This is a genomic window from Aureimonas sp. N4 (assembly GCF_001463925.1).
GTDB lineage: Bacteria > Pseudomonadota > Alphaproteobacteria > Rhizobiales > Rhizobiaceae > Aureimonas > Aureimonas ureilytica_A.
Window position 1 is genome coordinate 32534 of the sequence record NZ_BBWS01000046.1, and the last position, 17354, is coordinate 49887.

At 66.6% G+C, this 17354-nt stretch carries 20 protein-coding genes; 10 read left to right on the forward strand and 10 right to left on the reverse strand.

The genetic code is table 11. The annotated features are described in order from the left end of the window. The first annotated feature begins 133 nt into the window (after positions 1–133). The 8 genes from AUL28_RS14455 to deoA are packed head-to-tail and all read left to right on the forward strand — an operon-like array spanning position 134 to position 7464. Positions 134–1663, forward strand: coding sequence for an ABC transporter ATP-binding protein (locus AUL28_RS14455; protein WP_062233861.1), 1530 nt, complete (start codon positions 134–136; stop codon positions 1661–1663). After that, complete coding sequence (locus tag AUL28_RS14460; RefSeq protein ID WP_062233864.1) at positions 1660–2109, forward strand: VOC family protein; 450 nt, start codon at positions 1660–1662, stop codon at positions 2107–2109. The genes AUL28_RS14455 and AUL28_RS14460 overlap by 4 nt, the downstream gene beginning before the upstream one ends. Further along, a complete protein-coding gene (locus AUL28_RS14465; RefSeq protein WP_062233867.1) occupies positions 2106–3242 on the forward strand; it encodes an ABC transporter permease in 1137 nt (378 codons plus the stop codon). Before AUL28_RS14460 ends, AUL28_RS14465 begins: the two co-directional genes overlap by 4 nt. Beyond that, entirely contained in the window at positions 3242–4210 is a 969-nt protein-coding gene (locus AUL28_RS14470) for an ABC transporter permease (RefSeq protein ID WP_062233870.1), read from the forward strand. Before AUL28_RS14465 ends, AUL28_RS14470 begins: the two co-directional genes overlap by 1 nt. Continuing rightward, positions 4210–4605, forward strand: a complete 396-nt coding sequence (locus tag AUL28_RS14475; RefSeq protein ID WP_062222959.1) for a cytidine deaminase — start codon at positions 4210–4212, stop codon at positions 4603–4605. Before AUL28_RS14470 ends, AUL28_RS14475 begins: the two co-directional genes overlap by 1 nt. Further along, positions 4602–5402 carry a purine-nucleoside phosphorylase gene (locus tag AUL28_RS14480; protein WP_062233875.1) on the forward strand — a complete coding sequence of 267 codons (801 nt, stop codon included), beginning with the start codon at positions 4602–4604 and terminating at the stop codon, positions 5400–5402. Before AUL28_RS14475 ends, AUL28_RS14480 begins: the two co-directional genes overlap by 4 nt. Further along, positions 5399–6154 (forward strand): deoxyribose-phosphate aldolase, encoded by a 756-nt coding sequence (gene deoC, locus AUL28_RS14485; protein WP_062233878.1) that lies wholly within the window; start codon positions 5399–5401, stop codon positions 6152–6154. The genes AUL28_RS14480 and deoC overlap by 4 nt, the downstream gene beginning before the upstream one ends. Next, positions 6154–7464, forward strand: coding sequence for a thymidine phosphorylase (gene deoA / locus AUL28_RS14490; RefSeq protein WP_062233881.1), 1311 nt, complete (start codon positions 6154–6156; stop codon positions 7462–7464). Before deoC ends, deoA begins: the two co-directional genes overlap by 1 nt. Before the next feature lie 74 nt (positions 7465–7538). On the opposite strand, the gene AUL28_RS14495 is transcribed toward deoA, so the two are convergent. The 4 genes from AUL28_RS14495 to AUL28_RS14510 all read right to left on the reverse strand — a co-directional run bounded on the left by AUL28_RS14495 (position 7539) and on the right by AUL28_RS14510 (position 10293). Continuing rightward, on the reverse strand, positions 7539–8069 hold the full coding sequence (locus tag AUL28_RS14495) for a retropepsin-like aspartic protease family protein (RefSeq protein WP_062233884.1): 531 nt from the start codon (positions 8067–8069) through the stop codon (positions 7539–7541). A 456-nt stretch (positions 8070–8525) separates the two neighbouring features. Next, the gene (locus AUL28_RS14500; protein ID WP_062233887.1) at positions 8526–8726 is read right to left on the reverse strand and encodes a hypothetical protein; all 201 of its coding nucleotides are present in this window, start codon (positions 8724–8726) and stop codon (positions 8526–8528) included. A gap of 2 nt (positions 8727–8728) precedes the next feature. Beyond that, positions 8729–8917, reverse strand: a complete 189-nt coding sequence (locus tag AUL28_RS14505; RefSeq protein ID WP_058636944.1) for a hypothetical protein — start codon at positions 8915–8917, stop codon at positions 8729–8731. 86 nt (positions 8918–9003) lie between these two features. Beyond that, positions 9004–10293, reverse strand: a complete 1290-nt coding sequence (locus AUL28_RS14510) for a cytochrome-c peroxidase (protein WP_062233890.1) — start codon at positions 10291–10293, stop codon at positions 9004–9006. A 313-nt stretch (positions 10294–10606) separates the two neighbouring features. On the opposite strand from AUL28_RS14510, the gene AUL28_RS14515 reads away from it, so the two are divergent. Further along, positions 10607–12148 (forward strand): acid phosphatase, encoded by a 1542-nt coding sequence (locus AUL28_RS14515; protein ID WP_374701430.1) that lies wholly within the window; start codon positions 10607–10609, stop codon positions 12146–12148. A gap of 112 nt (positions 12149–12260) precedes the next feature. Here the strand turns inward: AUL28_RS14515 and upp are convergent, their stop codons facing one another. From upp to AUL28_RS14545, 6 genes are all read right to left on the reverse strand, one after another. Beyond that, positions 12261–12890 (reverse strand): uracil phosphoribosyltransferase, encoded by a 630-nt coding sequence (upp, locus tag AUL28_RS14520; protein ID WP_058600977.1) that lies wholly within the window; start codon positions 12888–12890, stop codon positions 12261–12263. 38 nt (positions 12891–12928) lie between these two features. Then, a complete protein-coding gene (add, locus tag AUL28_RS14525; protein WP_062233896.1) occupies positions 12929–13945 on the reverse strand; it encodes an adenosine deaminase in 1017 nt (338 codons plus the stop codon). Then, positions 13942–15138 carry a phosphopentomutase gene (locus AUL28_RS14530; RefSeq protein WP_062233899.1) on the reverse strand — a complete coding sequence of 399 codons (1197 nt, stop codon included), beginning with the start codon at positions 15136–15138 and terminating at the stop codon, positions 13942–13944. Before AUL28_RS14530 ends, add begins: the two co-directional genes overlap by 4 nt. 107 nt (positions 15139–15245) lie before the next feature. Continuing rightward, the gene (locus AUL28_RS14535; RefSeq protein ID WP_062233902.1) at positions 15246–15809 is read right to left on the reverse strand and encodes a TadE/TadG family type IV pilus assembly protein; all 564 of its coding nucleotides are present in this window, start codon (positions 15807–15809) and stop codon (positions 15246–15248) included. Then, positions 15809–16345 (reverse strand): TadE/TadG family type IV pilus assembly protein, encoded by a 537-nt coding sequence (locus AUL28_RS14540; RefSeq protein WP_062233905.1) that lies wholly within the window; start codon positions 16343–16345, stop codon positions 15809–15811. The genes AUL28_RS14535 and AUL28_RS14540 overlap by 1 nt, the downstream gene beginning before the upstream one ends. Before the next feature lie 76 nt (positions 16346–16421). Beyond that, the gene (locus tag AUL28_RS14545; protein WP_062233908.1) at positions 16422–16883 is read right to left on the reverse strand and encodes a pilus assembly protein N-terminal domain-containing protein; all 462 of its coding nucleotides are present in this window, start codon (positions 16881–16883) and stop codon (positions 16422–16424) included. 256 nt (positions 16884–17139) lie between these two features. On the opposite strand from AUL28_RS14545, the gene AUL28_RS14550 reads away from it, so the two are divergent. Then, the gene (locus AUL28_RS14550; protein WP_062222939.1) at positions 17140–17316 is read left to right on the forward strand and encodes a Flp family type IVb pilin; all 177 of its coding nucleotides are present in this window, start codon (positions 17140–17142) and stop codon (positions 17314–17316) included. The last annotated feature ends 38 nt before the right edge of the window (positions 17317–17354 follow it).

The window sequence follows — 17354 nt, forward strand, 5'->3', positions numbered from 1 at the left end:
GAAGGAGGTGGCCTGCAATGGCCCGGGGTTCAAGCCGTTTTTGCTCCACGCCTCGTTGCGTCGCCCCGCTGGCAATCAGGCGCGCCCGCCTTTAAGCTTGCGCGCAACAGGAATTTCGAGATCCGGGAACGGCATGGCGCCAGCGATCGAACTGATCGGCATTTCCAAGAGCTTCGGCCCCGTGAAGGCCAATCGCGACATCAACATGCGCGTGGAAAAGGGCACGATCCACGGCATCGTCGGCGAAAACGGCGCGGGCAAGTCCACGCTCATGTCGATCCTCTACGGTTTCTATCAGGCCGACGAGGGCGAGATTCGCGTCAACGGCGCGCCGGTTTCCATCCCCGATTCGAATGCCGCGATCGCGGCCGGCATCGGCATGGTGCATCAGCACTTCATGCTGGTGGAGAATTTCACGGTCGTGGAAAACGTCATGCTCGGCGCCGAGCAGTCGGGCCTCCTGTCGCCCGGCATTCGCCGCGTGCGGGCCGAGCTTCTCCGTCTGGAGCGCGAGCATGGGCTGGCGATCGATCCGGACGCCGTGGTGGAGACGCTGCCCGTCGGCCTTCAGCAGCGCGTCGAGATTTTGAAGGCGCTCTATCGCGGCGCGGAAATCCTGATCCTCGACGAACCGACCGGCGTGCTGACGCCGGCCGAGGCCGACCAGCTCTTTTCCGTGCTCCGCCACCTGCGCGACGACGGAAAGACCGTCATCCTCATCACGCACAAGCTGCGCGAGATCCTGGCCGTCACGGACAATGTCTCGGTGATGCGGCGCGGCGAGATCGTCGCGACGGTGAAGACATCAGAGACTAGCGCGGCGGAACTCGCCGAACTCATGGTCGGTCGGCGCGTGCTTTTGCGCGTCGAAAAGGGCGAGGCCGCGCCGAAGGCTCCGCTTCTCGAAGTGCGAAACCTCACCGTGCGGGACGGGCGCGGTGTCACCATGGTGGACGACGTGTCGTTCAGCTTGCGCGCGGGCGAGATCGTCGGCATCGCGGGCGTGGCGGGCAACGGCCAGTCGGAGCTTCTGGAAGCGCTGTCGGGCATTCGGGCGGCGGAGAGTGGCACGCTACGTCTCAACGGCGAGGCGCTGGACCTGAAGCGCGACATGGACCCCGCCGGCCTTCGCGCGCGGGGCCTCGCCCATGTGCCCGAAGACCGGCACCATATGGGCCTCGTCCTGCCCTTCAAGGAATATGAGAACGCCATTCTCGGCTATCACCGCGACCCCGCCTATGCGAAGGGGCCGTTCTTGAGCGTTTCGGCCATGCGCGCGGAAGCCAAGGAAAAGATCGCGGCCTACGACATTCGCCCGCCCTCGGCGGATCTGAAGACCGCCAATTTCTCCGGCGGCAACCAGCAGAAGGTCGTTCTGGCGCGCGAGATGGAGCGCGACCCCGCCGTGCTTCTCATCGGCCAGCCGACGCGCGGCGTCGATGTCGGCGCCATCGAATTCATCCACAAGCGGATCATCGAGATGCGCGACGCCGGCAAGGCGGTTCTGCTCGTCTCCGTCGAACTCGACGAAATCCGCGCCCTGTCCGACCGCATCCTCGTGATGTGCGCGGGCCGCGTCGTCGGCGAACGCAGCCCCGACACGTCCGAAGGCGAACTCGGCCTGATGATGGCCGGCGAGACGGCGGCGGAGGCGGCCGAATGAGGGACGCGCGCGTCACGCTCGTCACCTTGGGCGTCACCGACCTCGCCCGCGCTGCCCGCTTCTATGAAACGCTCGGCTGGGTGAGGACGGATCGGGGCAACGACAAGGTGATCTTCCTGCAAGGGGAGGGGCTGGTTCTCTCGCTCTTCGGATTGCAGGATCTCGCCGACGACGCGTCGCTGCCGCTGGAAGGGCTGCCGCGCTTTCGCGGCATGACGCTGGCGATCAATCTTGCCAGCGAGGCCGAGACCGACCGGCTCTTCGCGCTCGCCTGCGAGGCCGGCGGCGTGCCCGTGAAGGCCCCGCAAAAGGTCTTCTGGGGCGGATATTCCGGCTATTTCGCCGATCCCGACGGGCATCTCTGGGAGATCGCCCACAATCCCTTCTTCGCGCTCGACGCCGCCGGGCGGCTCGACCTTCTGAATCAGCCGAAGGACCCGGCATGAGCCGACCCTATACCAAGCTTCCCGCCTGGATCGACCATGGCGTCATTCCGCTCGTCAATGTCGTGGTGGCCTTTCTGGTCGCCGGGCTCGTGGTCCTGGCCGTCGGCGAAAGCCCGGTCGAGGCCGCGCGCCTCATGCTGCGCGGGGCCTTCGGCTATGGCGAGGGCTTCGGCTTCACGCTCTACTACACGACCAATTTCATCCTGACGGGCCTTGCCGTCGCGGTCGCCTTTCACGGCGGCCTGTTCAATATCGGCGGCGAGGGGCAGGCCTATGTGGGTGGCCTCGGCGTCGCGCTGGTGGCGCTGAATCTGGGCACCGTCCTGCCCTGGTGGGTGAACCTGCCCTTGGCGGTGGTCGCGGCCGGCGCGTTCGGCGCGGCCTGGGCGTTCCTGCCAGGCTATCTCCAGGCCAAGCGTGGCAGCCATGTCGTCATCACGACGATCATGTTCAACTTCATCGCCTCGGCGCTGATGGTCTATCTCCTGGTCGGCCCCTTGCGCCCGCTCGGCACGATGCAGCCCGAAACGCGCCAGTTCGATGCCGGCGGGCAATTGCCCAAGCTCGGCGGGCTGTTCGAGAGTCTGGGCATGAGCCTTGGCGGCGCGCCCCTGAACATGACCTTCTTCGTCGCGCTTGCGGCTGCGCTCTTCGTCTGGGTGCTGATCTGGCGCACGCGGCTCGGCTATGAAATCCGCACGCTGGGCTTCTCGCCCGCCGCTGCGCGCTATGCCGGCATGAAGGAAACGCGCCTCGTCGTGACCATCATGCTGATCTCCGGCGCGCTCGCCGGCATCATGGCGCTGAACTCGGTGATGGGCGATCAGTACCGGCTTCAGCTCAACTTCCCCGCCGGCGCAGGCTTTGTGGGCATCGCCGTCGCGCTCATGGGCCGGGGCCATCCGCTCGGCATCCTTCCGGCCGCGCTTCTCTTCGGCGTTCTCTATCAGGGCGGGGCGGAACTTGCCTTCGACATGCCCTCGATCTCGCGCGACATGATCGTCATCATCCAGGGCCTCGTGATCCTCTTTGCCGGCGCGCTCGAAAACATGCTGCGGCCGGGCGTCGGCCGGCTCTACGGCTTCGTGCGCCTGCCGCTGACGAAATCCGTGCCCGCCGAGGAGGCCCGCTGATGGAACTGCTCGGCCTTCTCAATCTCCTGGATTCCACCATCCGCCTCTCGACGCCGCTTCTCTTCGCGGCGCTGGCTGGCCTCTATTCCGAGCGCTCGGGCGTCTTCGACATCGGGCTGGAAGGCAAGATGCTGGCGGCGGCCTTCGCTTCGGCCGCCGTCGCCGCGCTGTCGCAGAATGCCTTCGCGGGCCTCGCCGCCGGCATCGGTGTCGCCGTCGTCTTCTCGCTGGTCCATGGCTTGGCCTCGATCACCTATCGCGGCAACCAGATCGTCTCGGGCGTGGCGCTGAACTTCATTGCGTCGGGTCTCACCATCATTCTCGGCGCAGCCTGGTTCGGGCAGGGCGGCAACACGCCGACGCTCAGCCAAAGCGGGCGCTTTCTCGATATCGCGCTGCCGGGCGCGGAGGCGGTCAAGGATGTGCCGGTTCTGGGCTTCGTCTATTCCGGCCTTCTGTCGGGGCAGAATCTTCTCGTCTATCTCGCCTTTCTCGCCGTGCCCTTCACCTGGTGGGTGCTCTATCGCACGCGCTTCGGCCTTCGCCTGCGCGCGGTCGGCGAAAATCCGGGCGCGGTGGATACGGCAGGCATCTCGGTCACATGGCTGCGCTACCGCGCCGTGATCATCTGCGGCGTACTGACAGGCATGGCCGGCACCTATCTCGCCATCGCGCAGTCGGCGGGCTTTGCGCGCGAGATGACGGCGGGGCGCGGCTATATCGCGCTGGCCGCCCTGATCTTCGCCAATTGGAAGCCGGTGCCCGTCATGCTCGCCTGCCTTCTGTTCGGCTTTCTGGACGCGGCCTCGATCCGCCTCCAGACGACGGAACTGCCTCTCATCGGCCAGATCCCGCCGCAGCTCGTCCAGGCGCTGCCCTATATCCTGACGGTGATCCTGCTCGCCGGCTTCGTCGGCAAGTCGCACCCGCCCAAAGCCGGCGGCGTGCCCTATGTGAAAGAGCGCTGATGTCGGAAGACCTGTTCCTCAAGGCGCGCTCGGCCATGAAGAAGTGCCACGCGCCCTATTCCAACTTTCCCGTCGGCGCGGCCCTGCGCACCGAGGACGGGCGCATTTATAGCGGCTGCAATATCGAGGTCGTGAGCTTTCCAGAAGGCTGGTGCGCCGAGACGACGGCCATCGCCCATATGGTGATGGATGGCGGCGGCAAGATCGCCGAGATCGCGGTCGTCGCCGAGCGGCTGCGCGCCTGCTCGCCTTGCGGGGGCTGTCGCCAGCGCATCGCGGAGTTCGCCAGCGCCGAGACGCGCGTGTTCCTGTGCGACGCCGTTGAGGGCGTGGTGGAAACCATGCTGATGGGCGAACTTCTGCCCAAGGCCTTCCCGACGGATGCCGTCTCGTGAGCGCGGCGGCGGATGCCCTGCGGGATCGGCTCGGCGCGCGCCGGCCGCGCGTCGCGCTGGTGCTCGGCTCCGGCCTCGGCGCGCTCGTGCGCGAGGTCGAGGACGCCCATCACATTCCCTATCGCGATCTTCCAGGCTTTCCCGTCTCGGCCGTATCGGGCCATGCGGGCGAGGTGGTCTCGGGCTGGCTGGCCGGCGTCGATGTCCTCATCCTGTCGGGCCGCATCCATTATTACGAGGCGGGCAACGCGGCGGCCATGCGCCCGGCGCTGGAAGCCCTGAAGGCGGTCGGCGTCGAGATCCTGTGCATCACCAACGCGGCCGGCTCGGTGAACCCTGCGATCGCGCCCGGCGAGGTCATGCTGATCGACGATCACATCGCCTTTTCCGGGGCCAATCCGCTGATCGGGGAGCCGACCGACGCGCGCTTCGTCGGCATGACCTCGGCCTATGATCCACAGCTGCGCGAGGCCATGCTGCGCGGCGCGATCAAAGCGGAGGAGACGCTGCATCGCGGCGTCTATATGTGGTTCTCCGGACCGTCCTTCGAGACGCCGGCCGAAATCCGCATGGCGCGGGTTCTTGGCGCGGATGCGGTCGGCATGTCCACCGTGCCGGAAACGATCCTCGGACGTTTCTTGAACCTTCGCGTCGTCGGCGCCTCCGTCGTCACCAATTTCGGCGCGGGCATGACGGGCGCGGAACTCAGCCACACCGAAACCAAGGACATGGCACCGATCGGCGGCGCCAAGCTCGCCCGCATCCTCGCCCACGCCCTGCCGGAGTTCGCCCTATGAGGGATCGCGCAGACGACGCACGCCGGCTGATCGCCTGCCTCGACCTCACCAATCTCAACGAGACCTGCACACCGGCCGATATCGACGCGCTGGTGAAGCGCGCCCGCACGCCCGAGGGCGATGTCGCGGCCATCTGCATCTGGCCGCGCTTCGTGGCGCAGGCGCGGGCCATTCTGCCCGAGACCATCCATCTGGCGACGGTCGTGAATTTTCCGGCCGGGGGCGAGGACGTGGAGGCCACCGCCCGGGAAACGAAGCAGGCCGTGGCCGATGGCGCGGACGAGATCGACCTCGTGATCGCCTATCGGCGCGTCGCCGCCGATCCGGCCTTTGTCGAGGCTCAGGTGCGCGCGGTGAAGGCGGCGGCCGGATCGGCGCGGCTGAAGGCCATCCTGGAAACGGGGGAGCTTGGCGACCCCGACCTGATCCTCTCGGCCTCAGAGGCCGCGCTGCGGGGCGGGGCAGATTTCCTGAAGACCTCCACCGGCAAGGTGCCCGTCAGCGCAACACCCGAGGCCGCGCGCATCCTGCTTCAGGCCATCGCGAATAGCGGCGGCGCGGTCGGTTTCAAGCCGTCCGGCGGCATCAAGACCTACGAGGACGCCAAGCTCTATCGCGACATGGCGGAGGAAGTCTGCGGCGCGGGCTGGGCAACGCCCGACCGCTTCCGGCTCGGCGCATCCGGTGTCCTGACCGACCTTCTGGCGGTGGCCGGCGGGGACGGGCGAGGCGGCGAGACGAGCGGCTATTGATGCGCCTGCCCGCCGAGATCATCCGCGCCAAGCGCGACGGGCTGGCGCTGGGCGGAGCCGAGATCGCGGATTTCGTGCGCGGCGTCAGCGAGGGCGCGATCCCCGATGCGCAGATCGCCGCGCTCTGCATGGCGATCTTCCTGCGTGGGATGGATCGCGACGAGACCGTCGCGCTGACGCTCGCCATGCGCGATTCCGGCGATGTGCTCGACTGGCGCTTTCTGGAGCGCCCGGTCGCCGACAAGCATTCCACCGGCGGCGTCGGCGACAATGTCTCCCTCATGCTCGCGCCGATCCTGGCCGCCTGCGGCGCGGCGGTGCCGATGATCTCCGGCCGGGGCCTCGGCCATACCGGCGGCACGCTGGACAAGCTGGAAGCCATTCCGGGCTACACGGTCACGCCCGAGCCGGAGCGCTTTCGCACCGTAGTCCAAGACGTCGGTTGCGCCATCGTCGGGCAGACGGCACGCCTTGCCCCGGCGGACGGGCGGATCTATGCCGTGCGCGATACGACGGCCACGGTGGAATCGACGCCACTCATCGTCGCTTCCATCCTGTCGAAGAAGCTCGCGGCCGGCCTCCAAAGCCTCGTTCTCGACGTGAAGACGGGCTCTGGCGCCTTCATGGCGGATGAGGCGGATGCGCGCGCACTCGCCCGCGCGCTGGTGGATGTCGCCAACGGGGCTGGCCTGCCCTGCAGCGCGCTGCTCACCGATATGAGCCAGCCGCTGGCAGCGGAAGCCGGCAATGCGCTGGAAGTGGCCAATGCCGTTCGTTTTTTGAAGGGCGAAAGCGCCGGCACGCGGCTGCATCGGGTCACGTTGGCGCTGTGCGCCGAAGCGCTGGTCCAGGCGGGGCTCGCCGGAAACGCCCATGAAGGCGAGACCTTGGCTGCGCGCGCGCTGGAAAGCGGCGTGGCGCTGGAGCGCTTCGGCGCGATGGTGGCCGGGCTGGGCGGCCCTGCCGATTTCGTGGAGCGGATGGACGCTTACCTGCCAGCCGCGCCCGTGGTGCGCCCCGTCGCCGCGCTTTCGGCCGGCATCGTGGCCGGGATGGACACGCGCGCGCTGGGGTTGGCCGTGGTGCAACTGGGCGGCGGTCGCAGCGTGCCGGGCGAGGCGATCGACCCCTCGGTCGGCCTGTCAGCCATCGCGCCGCTCGGGACGTCTGTCGCGCTAGGCGATCCACTGGGCTTCGTTCATGCCCGAAGCGAAGCAGAAGCCGAGCGCGGGGTGGCGCAGGTTCTCGCCGGTATCACGCTGGCCGAGACGGCTCCTGAAAGCCGCGATGTGATCGACCGGATCGGATAAAGCCGTCCCTGCGATGGGGCGCAATGGGTGCCGGAAGCCTGGGCCTCGCGCGACCTATGGCTCGCCCGTCGCCCTCAGGGCACCAGCGTCAGCGTATTGCCGCTGGCCGAAAAGCTCTTCAGGCGCTTGAGGAAGCTCATCCCGAGAAGGGTGGTGGACAGCGCCTCGCCCTTGGCCACCATCACATCGACATCGCGCACCTCCACCGAGCCGATGGCAATGCGTCTCGCCTTGGCGAGCGCGACGGGCATGGGGCCGTTGGCGGTCTGGGCCACGCCGGTGAAGGCTTCGGGCGGAACATTGATGCCGAGTCGGCGCGCCGTGCGCTCGTTGACGGCCACATAGGTCGCGCCCGTGTCGATCAGCACGGGTTCAATGCGCCCCTCGAAGCGCGCCTCCGTGCGGAAATGCCCGTCCGCGTCGGCGCGCAGTTGCAGGCCGCGACCGCTCGCGGGCGCTGGCAGTGCGGCTTCCACCACCTTGGCCGGCGGGGTCAACTGCTCGGCCTCGCCCGTTTGCAGCGTCGCGCGATAGCGCTCGAACACCGATGGAAAGGCCATGGCGACGATCGAGGCGAAGACGGCAAAGCCGAGAAGCCGGGTCATGCTCAAGTTCCCTGGGCAGCGAGCGGAGGCCGATCAAGGAAGCTTGGCGGCAAATGGTGAACGAAGGCTTGGGGAATGCCTCGTCGGACACCTTATGGTTACAGATCAATGGGGCGTCGGGCTTCGATTTTCGCTGACGGCTCCCCGGCTCGCCGAAGCAATGCGGCTCGGACGCTCGGGTTGGGAAACGCGCCGGCCTTCGCGCCGATGATCTCAGGGCCTGTCGGGCCACTTATCGGGCCGGGACGGCGTGAGATGTGTCGTCGGCGTGAAGCGCCCAAGGAAGACGATGCGTGGGCCAAGCCCAGCCTCGGCCGCGAGACGGTGGGTGGATGGGGCAAACCGTTCGGGGGCCTCAACAGCGCGGAGGCTTTCCGACGGCCGATGGATACGACGGCCCAAAAAGGAGAAAGGCCCGCCGTGAAACGGGCCTTTCCTGAGTTCCGACGCATCCGCCTATTTCAGCTTCGCGTCATGCGTATGGTGCGTGTCCTGCTCGCCGCCACCGCCCGAGACTTGCGCGCGAGGGCCGTTGGTCGGCTCGCCCGGCTTGGGGCCGCGACCCTCGGTGGGGTCGGGTCGGTCGGGCGCCTGATGGCTGGAGCCGGGGCCGCCATGATGGCGGTTGGCGCTTTCCGTCTTCGATGAGCTGGACATGGCTAGCGGTCCTGCTGATGACCCTGATGGGTCGTGTTCTGGTGGATATTGCCTTGCCGGCCCTGCGTATCGAGATTGCCGGGGGAGGCCTGAGCGCCTTTGGCGACGGCATCAGCCTTATGGGTCTCGTGGTCGCCCGGTCCTTTCGGGCTCAGATTCTCGGCCGGGATCGGCGGGGATTTGGAGGACATGCGATCGCTCCTTCTCGTTGTTCGAAAAGGTTAATCCCGTTCTCCCCCATGGGTTCCGCGCCTTTCGCCGGGCAAGGATTTGGGCGTCAGGGCCGGGGCGCATCCGTCTTGGGCGCGAGGTCGGCGTCCGTCAGCGTCTTCAGGAAGGCCACGACATCGTCGATCTCGCTCTCGCTCAAGGCTGGCGCGCCGCCCGGCTTGCGGCCGAAGGGCGGCTCCTGGTTCACATTAGCGCGCGCGGCCTCGGGCAGGTCGTCATAGGTTCGGGCGGTGCCGTCGGCCTTGTGCCCGTACCAGCGGCCGGGGTCGGTGTCGCGCGTGGCATAGAAGGCCACCGCATCGCGCAGCGAATGGAACACGCCATTGTGGAAGAAGCTCGTGCGCAGGGCGACATTGCGCAAGGAGGGCGTGCGGAACAGGCCGCAATAGTCGGTGTGATCCTTGAGATCGGTGCGATAGGGGCCGCAGAGGCCGAGGTCGAAATAGCGGGGATCGCGATTGGCCGGGATCGCTTCGTTGCGCGGCGGCGCGATGGCGAGAAAACCGAAGTCGGAGAATTGCGGCGGCTCGCCGTCATTGGCGCGTTCGCTCACATGGCAGCTCGAACAATTGCCCTTGTCCTCCGCCTGAAACAGGGCGAGCCCGCGTTTTTCCTGGTCCGTGAGATCGCCCTTGCCGGCGAGATAGGCGTCGTAGCGGGTGGAATAGGGATAGAACTCGGCCGGGTTCTGCTCGAAGGCAGCCAGAGCCTTGCCGGCCGCGTGCAGCGCATCCTCGGGCCGCTCGAAAATATCGCCCCCGAACAGGCGCTTCAGCTCGGGCGCATAGGGCGCGGCGGCGAGCGAGCGGGTGAGGCTCGCCGCATCCGCATTGGCCATTTCGAAGGGTGAGAGAAGCGGGATCGCCGATTGCGCCGCGCCGCCGTCTACGCGCCCGTCCCAGGTGAGGCCGCCGGTCGGGCCATTGTCCACGCTCTCGTCGGCCTCGTCGTCGGATTCGAAATAATGCTGGGTAAAGGGCGGGACGGCCTGCAGATAGCGCAGCGACGGCACGGCCCTCACGCCCGGCCGGTCCAGCGCCGGCCCGCCCATCATCACGGGCTCGGCCGAGGCCGGACCGAAAGCATGGGCCGGGTCGTGACAGGTCGAGCAGGCTTGGCGGCCGGACGCCGACAGGGACGGGTCGAAGAACATCTCTTGCCCGAGCGCCCGGAGCGCATCGGCCCGCGCAAAGGCCTGCACACGGCTCATCGGCGCGGCATCGGGGCGCGGCGGCCCGCCGGCCTGAACCAGCGCGGGCAGGAAGGGCGCGCCAAAGGCGGTGAGCGTCAGGCCCAGCAGGGCAGCAAGGCGCAGACGAAGGGGCTGCGGGGTCATATCGGCGACTCTTCACATCGACAGGGCGAACCTCGCGCACCCAGCAGCACGCGAAGCGGCGGGCTTGGCCGCAGCGGATCGTCCAGGCAACTCGCAGGCAACAGCGATTCGCCGCGCTTGGCGCTCGCTCCTATCGGCGCGGTTCGTGACATCTCGATGAATTCCAGCGCCGATTTAATTTTCACGCAAATGTGAAACTGTCACGAACCTGTCAGAACTCGGGCCTAGAGCGGCGGCGCGAACCCTCCCGCTGGAGGGCCGTGCCGTTCGCCGCCTTCCCTTGCGGCCGGCCTCTTTCGAAGGGCTCTTGATGATGAAGCTTTCCCAGCTTTCTCGCCGTCTTCTGGCGGGCGCATCCGCCGCGCTCGTGCTCGCGCCGAGCATGGCCTGCGCCGCACCGGCGGGGCTCGACAAGATCGACACCGTGGTCGTGATCTATGCCGAGAACCGCAGCTTCGATAATCTCTATGGCGCCTTCCCCGGCGCGGACGGTATCGCGCAGGCCTCCGCCGAATCCAAGCTCCAGCTCGACCGCGACGGCAAGCCGCTGTCCGAATTGCCGCCGGTCTGGGAAGGGCTGACGGCCAAGGGCGTGACCCCGGTCATCAACGAAACGCAGACCGAGCACCTGCCGAACGCGCCTTTCGCTTTGGACGATCCCAAGGGCTTCGACCTGTCGCTCGGCACCATCACACGCGATCTCTGGCACCGCTTCTATCAGGAGCAGATGCAGATCGACGGTGGAAAGAACGACAAGTTCGCGGCATGGGCCGATTCCGGCGCGCTGGTCATGAGCCATTTCGACGGCTCGAACATGCCGATGTGGAAGGTCGCGCAGAAATACGTTCTGGCCGACCACTTCTTCCAGGCGGGCTTCGGCGGCTCGTTCTTCAACCATTTCCAGCTCGCCTGCGCCTGCGCGCCGGTTTATCCCGACGCCGACAAGAGCCCGGCCAAGGATCTGATCGCGGCGGTGGATGGCGATGGCAAGACGCTGACGCTCGCGGCCAACTCCCCGGCTTCGGCGCTGGAGGGCATGCCGAAATTCGAGAAGGACGGCAATCTGACGCCGGACTTCTACGCCGTGAACACGATGCAGCCACCCTATCAGCCGAGCGCCAACGCCCCGGCCGAGGGCGGCGACAAGGCCTATGCGGACCCGGCCAAGCCCACGACCCTACCGCCGCAGCATGAGGAGACGATCGGCGATCTCCTGTCGCAGAAGGGGATCGGCTGGGCCTGGTATGCCGGCGCCTGGCAGGACACGCTGGACGGCAAGAACGCCCGGCCCGTGCCGAACTTCCAGTTCCACCACCAGCCCTTCAACTATTTCGCGGCCTATGCGCCGGGCACGCCCGCGCGCGCCGAGCATCTGAAGGACGGCGGAATGGCCGGGGCGAAGTTCATCGCCGATATCGACGCGGGCCATCTGCCCGCCGTCACCTTCTACAAGCCGCAGGGCAATCTGAACGAGCACAATGGCTATACGGATGTGGCGAGCGGCGACGAGCACATCGCCGACGTGATCGCCCATCTCGAAAAGAGCCCGCAATGGGGGCACATGCTCGTCGTCGTCACCTATGACGAGAACGGCGGCCTGTGGGATCATGTCGCCCCGCCCAAGGCCGACCGCTGGGGTCCGGGCAACCGCATCCCCGCCATCATCGTCTCGCCCTTCGCACGCAAGGGCACGGTGGACCACACGCAGTACGACACGACCTCGATCCTGCGCTTCATCACCGAGCGCTACGACCTGCCGGTTCTTCCCGGTCTCGCGCTGCGCGACAAGGCGCTGGCGGAGAACCACGAGAAGCCTATGGGCGATCTGACGGCGGCGCTCGACCTGTCGAAGTGAGCGGGGAGGCCTCCACGCCTCTTCCTCATGAAACGCGAAACGGCCCGGATGGCGCGCTCGCCGTCCGGGCCGTTCTCATCCATCGCTCCGCGCTTTCATTGCGCGGCGCGGCTTATTTCGTGCCGTACATGCGGTCGCCCGCGTCGCCCAGACCTGGCATGATATAGCCCTTCTCGTTCAGCCCCTCGTCGATCGAGGCGGTGAAGACGGGAATGTCGGGATGGGCGGCGCGGAAGCGCTGGATGCCTTCGGGCGCGGCGAGAAGGCACAGGAAGCGGATGTTCTTGGCACCGCGCTCCTTCAGCTTCTCCATGGCGGCGGTGGCGGAATTGGCCGTCGCCAGCATCGGGTCCACCACGATGATCAGGCGGTTGGCGAGGTCTTCGGGCGCCTTGAAGTAATATTCCACGGGCTGGAGCGTATCGTGGTCGCGGTACATGCCGATATGGGCGACGCGCGCGGCCGGCACGAGATCCAGCATCCCTTCCAAGAGCCCGTTGCCGGCGCGCAGGATGGAAGCGAAGACCAGCTTCTTGCCTTCCAGGATCGGCGCGTCCATCTCGCGCATCGGCGTTTCGATGCGGGTCGTGGTCAGGTCGAGATCGCGTGTCACCTCGTAGCACAGAAGCGTCGAAATTTCCCGCAGGAGCCGGCGGAAGCTCGCCGTCGAGGTCTCCTTTTTGCGCATCAGAGTGAGCTTGTGCTGCACGAGCGGATGGTCGATGACGGTGACGCCGTCCATGCGGGAACCTCTTCTGGTCGTTCGTTCGTATGACAGGTCTATTGCGTTGCGGCCGGCGCGCCAAGCAGGAGCGCGCGCATGGTCAACAGGGACAGGAGACGCTGGCGCGTCGCCGCGTCCATGAAACCCGCCTCGATGGCGTTGCGCGTCAGCGCCAGCCGTTCGGACGGACCGAAGCCCGCCGCTGTGGCAAAGGCATATTCGCGGGCGAGATCGGTGCCGAAAAAGGGTGGATCGTCGGAATTCACGGTCAGGCGCAGCCCGGCCTCGCGCAGGCGCTTCAGCGGATGGGCCGCCGCGTCGGGATAGACACCGAGCGAGAGATTGGAGCCGGGGCAGACTTCCAGCGTGATCGCCTCGTCGCGCAGGCGTTTCAGGAGGTCCGCGTCCTCGATCGACCGCACGCCATGTCCGATCCGCGTGACCTTCAGCTCATCCAGCGTCTCGGTGATGCCATCGGCCCCCGCGAACTCGCCGGCATGGGCGGTGAGGCCGAGCCCCGCCTCGGCGGCGATGCGAAAGGCGCGGGCGAAGTCGCGCGGCCGGTGACGCCGCTCGTCGCCGGCCATGCCGAAGCCCGTGACGCCCGGCGCGCCGGCGGCAAAGCGCGCGGCTTCCTCCACCGCCTCGGGGCCGAGATGGCGCACGCCGACCACGAGAAAACGGCAGACGATGCCGCTCGCCTGTTCCGCGTCCTTCGCCCCTTGCGAGAGGGCGTTGAGATAAGTCTCAGGCGACAGGCCGCTCGCCCGCGCATGGTCGGGTGAAATCGTCAGCTCGCTATAGATCGCGCCGTCGGCGGCGATGCGCGTCAGATAATCATAGGCGAGACGGCGATAATCCTCCGGCCGACGCAGAAGCGCCGCCGCCCGGTCATAGGCCGCGAGAAAGCCGGAAAAACCCTCCCAGCGATAGGTCTCGCCTTCCGCAAAGCTGCCGAGATCCACGCCCTCGCGCCGCGCCAGTTCGCGGGCAAAAGCCGGCTCCAGCGTGCCCTCGACATGGGCGTGAAGCTCGGCCAGCGGAAAACGGGCGTCGGTGGAGGAGGCGATCACAGGAAGCTCCTTCCATGCGCGCCGGCCGGTAGGCCGAGATGGGCGGCGACGCTTTCGCCGATATCGGCAAAGCTCGGTCGAAGGCCGATGGCGCGGGGCTCCATGCCCGGCCCGAAGCCGAGAATCGGCACATGCTCGCGCGTGTGGTCGGTGCCGGGATAGGTCGGGTCGCAGCCGTGGTCGGCGGTGAGGATCGCGAGATCGCCCGGCCGCAGCAGGGCTTCGAGTTCCGGCAGGCGCGCGTCGAACTCTTCGAGGGCTTTCGCATAGCCCGGCACGTCGCGTCGATGGCCGTAGATCATGTCGAAATCCACGAAATTGGCGAAGACGAGATCGCCATCCCCCGCGTCGTGAACCGCGCCGAGCATGGCGTCGAACAGCGCCATGTTGCCGTCGCCCTTGCGCACCTCGCTGATGCCCTGATGGGCGAAGATGTCGCCGATCTTGCCGATGCCGATGACGCGGCGGCCGGCGGCCACGGCACGGTCGAGCACGGTGGCTTCCGGGGGCGGCACGGAATAATCGCGCCGGTTGGCGGTGCGGCGGAAGCTGTCCGCTGTTTCTCCGGCGAAGGGCCTGGCGATGACGCGGCCGATATTGAGCGGATCGACATGGCGTCGGGCCGCGATGCAAAGCTCGTACAGACGGTCGAGGCCGAAATGGGTCTCGTGCGCGGCGATCTGCAACACGCTGTCGCTGGATGTGTAGAAGATCGGCTTGCCCGAGCGGAGGCTCTCCTCGCCGAAGCGCTCGATGATCTCCGTGCCCGAAGCATGGCAATCGCCCAGAATGCCGGGAATGCCCGTATCGTCCTGGATTGCCGCGATCAGCTCGGGCGGGAAGCAGGGGACCGTGCGCGGGAAATAGCCCCAGTCGAACAGGACAGGGACGCCCGCGATCTCCCAATGGCCCGATGGCGTGTCCTTGCCCCGGCTGATCTCGGCCGCCGAACCCCAGAGCCCGGCGGGCTCGCCGCCATGCCCGCGACCACCGGCCGCATGGAAAAGCCCGAGCCGCTCCATGTTGGGCAGGCGCAGCGGCCCGGTGCGCTGGCCCGTTCGATCGGCCTCCCCGCGCTCGGCGGCTTCCCGGATATGGCCGAACGTGTCGGCGCCTTCGTCACCGAAGGCGCTCGCGTCGCCGGCTTGGCCGATGCCGAAGGAATCCAGAACGATCAGAACGGCGCGGGTCATGAACCAAGTCTCCTTGCCCGTCTTGTGCCATGGCGCGGCCGGCGACGAAAGACGAAGGGAAGGGGCGCATCGCAGACCTCTCCTGTCTTAGCGTTTGCAGGCGATGCTCAGGAGCAGTCCGAGCACTGGATGCCGGCGTTGCCGCTTGTGTTGCGTGGTGCGAAATAGGCGGATTTGCTCATCTCGATCCCATGCGTGAAGCCGAAACCGCCGAGCGGCGTGTAAAGATAGCTGGCTTCCACCACAACGAAGCTGCGCGACGGCTGGTTGGCGAGCGAGTCCGGCAGGATAAACTCCGTGCCCTTGCGCCGTGCCACCGCGCCGTTGACCGCGCTCGACCAATCCACCACCGCCTTGCCCTTGGCGTCGATCAGGATCGAACTCAAGACGATCTTGACCTTCGCGGCGTCCAGCGGCTGCATCAGCGCGCGGGCGATGTCGAGTTCGGCCGTGAGGTCCGCCTTGGTGGTGGCGGAATCCTGCGCGATGAGATCGGCCGTCGCATTGGCGGTAGACTGGAGCTTGCGATGGGCGGTGATCGCCAGCGCCACATCGGACGCGCCAATATAAAGGAGCAACATCACCGGGACGATCACGGCGAACTCGACCGCCGCGATGCCCTGCCTGTTTCGGTGAAACCGGGCCAAAAGGTCTGTTGCCGTACCGCCCATCAATAGGGCTCCGTGCGAAAGGCGGAGACGCTGGCGAGCATCACCGTGCGATCGGCGTCGGATAGAAGATTCAAGACGTCACTCACGGGCGTCCACGGATAATACACGCGCAGGGCCATGATCGTCTTGGCCGAACCTTGCTGAGTCTGCGTGCCATTCCGTTCGCTTTCGGCCGGTTGCGAGAGGTCCACATCCTTGAACGACGAGTAAGTTCGGAGGTCGATCGTCAATTTGTCGCACGACAAAAAGACCTCGACCCGTTCGCAGATGATCTTGCGGAAGGTTTCCGGTTTCAGATCGTCGGCGTCGAGTTGCCCCGTTCGAACCAGTCGCGACACCTGATCGACCCCTCCGTCCAGTGTCAGTTGCGACATGAACAGGAGGCCCGTTTCCACCGTTGCGAAGACCACGAACAGGAACGGAATCACCAGAAGCGCAAACTCGATGGCGGTTGCGCCCGAATTGTCCCGAGAAGGACGCCGTGCCCAGACACCTCGGCGGCTTCGGGCTCTTTCGCCGGGCAGCCTGGCTTTCATCCTCGTCTCCCTTCACGCCGCATGGCGCGGGGGTATAGGGGTGATAGAAGGTTTGAGAAGCCGTTAACTCGGGTGATCACTGGCCGGTGGTGATCATGCCCTCGTGACTCTTGAACTGGGCGAGCGCGCGGCTGAAATTGTCGTCCTCGTCGCCCACCGTCACTTTCGGCTCGCAGCGCGGCGAGCAGGAGAAGGTGGAGCGGGCCGCCTGCCGGTAGATGCGCACGGAACGGTCTTCCCGGCTCGTGACGGTGACATCGTCGTCCAGCACCACGTCGCCCGCAGGGCCGAGCACCACGACATTCGTCACGCCATAGGAGCGGCCCGTCAGCACCAGCGTTTCGGCATCATGCACGGTCACGTCCACGATGGACGGATTGCCGATGATGATCGTGCCGGCCGCGCGCGGGATTTTCAGGATACGCGCGTGGTCCACCGCGACGTCGAGGCCGCCCACGCTTTCGGCCATGGCGGCAGGCGCGCCCGCAGCCAGGACGGCGAGGGTCAGGACGATCGACAAGGGGGCGGACCGGCGCATGAACACGCGAACTCCATCAGGCTCGGGCTATGATCGCCCTTGCGCCCGATCATGTGGAGGCAAGGTTAAGAACAGGTTTCGGTTCGATTCCTCCCTTGTTTACCACTTCGTGATCGGCCGGCATTTTTAGTGATCGTTAAGTACGCTCCTTAACCTAAGGGAAATCCTGAGGGGCTTAGGTTGGGCTTAACCGAACGACGAGGCTGGGCCGGGTCGTCGGGATGAGACCATAACAGCTCCTCAGGGGACCTCATTCATGATGAAGCTTTTCGCTCGCTTCCAGAAGAACGAATCCGGCGCCACGGCCATCGAGTACGGCCTTCTGGCGGCGCTGATCGGCGTGGGCATCATTGCCGGCGCGTCGACTCTGGGCAACAATTTGAACACCAAGTTCAGCAACATCGGCACGAAGATCGGCACGACCGTTCCCTGATCTGAGTCAGGCTGACGAACTCGGACTTTGAGCTGCGC